1 protein-coding gene is annotated in these 476 nt (G+C 75.8%); it reads left to right on the forward strand.

What is annotated here, in order from left to right:
• Positions 1-33: 33 nt before the first annotated feature.
• The coding region (locus tag IH44_RS49605) for a sigma 54 modulation/S30EA ribosomal C-terminal domain-containing protein (protein ID WP_304414229.1) at positions 34-476 on the forward strand (443 nt) is incomplete at its 3' end.

Genomic DNA, 476 nt, shown 5'->3' on the forward strand with positions numbered 1-476 from the left:
TCCGCCCCCTCCCCTCCGAAAGGAGCCCCGCCCATGCCCGCCTCCCCCCGCACCTCCCCCCTGGTCGAGGCCGTCCGCATCCGGCTCACCACGGGGCCGGAACGCGTCCTCGCCCAGGTCAACGCGGAGGTCGACGGGCGCCGGATCCGGGTCCAACTCGCCGCCCGCACCGCGGGCGAGGCCGCCGAACGCCTCGCCGACGGGCTGCGCCGACGCATCCGCGCCGTCTCCACGAGCTGGCGCCCCCGCCCCTGGCCACCTGCCGCACCAGCGCTCCCGCCGTCCTCCTCCACCCGCATCGTCCGCGTCAAGTCGCCCTCCCTGGTGTGGTGTTCACCGGACGCGGCGGTCCGCACCCTGGACGCGATGGACTACGACATCCACCTGTTCACCGACCCGGCCACCGAGACCGACGCTGTCGTCCACCGCATCGGCCCCACCGGCTACCGTCTGGCCCGCACCCTACCCGCCGGCCC

Origin of the sequence: Kitasatospora sp. NRRL B-11411, assembly GCF_000721345.1 — a bacterium.
In the GTDB taxonomy this organism is placed as follows: Bacteria; Actinomycetota; Actinomycetes; order Streptomycetales; family Streptomycetaceae; genus Kitasatospora; species Kitasatospora cineracea.